Source organism: Candidatus Clostridium eludens, assembly GCF_045310515.1.
GTDB classification, from domain to species: domain Bacteria; phylum Bacillota; class Clostridia; order Clostridiales; family Clostridiaceae; genus Clostridium_B; species Clostridium_B eludens.
Window position 1 is genome coordinate 1 of the sequence record NZ_JBJHZX010000211.1, and the last position, 268, is coordinate 268.

Here is a 268-nt window from a genome sequence, read left to right on the forward strand (position 1 = left end):
ATTTTTTCTAATACCTGTATGAAATTATATTTTATTTCTGACTCAATTAACCTATTAACCAATGATGGTTTAATTGACGACAAATTCCATATTAGTCTCCACAATTCTTTAACATTTCTAGTAATTGGACCATAGGATTTACCTATGTTTTTCAGAAGTTTTCCTCCTAATGAAAACCCATCTATAATATGAATTTTAACATCACTATGATCCTTGAATTTTTCACATAAAGACTCAGTTATACTTTTATGTCCATGTCCTGTAAACT

The 268-nt window shown here is 28.0% G+C and carries 1 pseudogene; it reads right to left on the reverse strand.

What is annotated here, in order from left to right:
• Positions 1 to 268: pseudogene (locus ACJDU8_RS25860) on the reverse strand (MGDG synthase family glycosyltransferase); the annotation flags it as partial.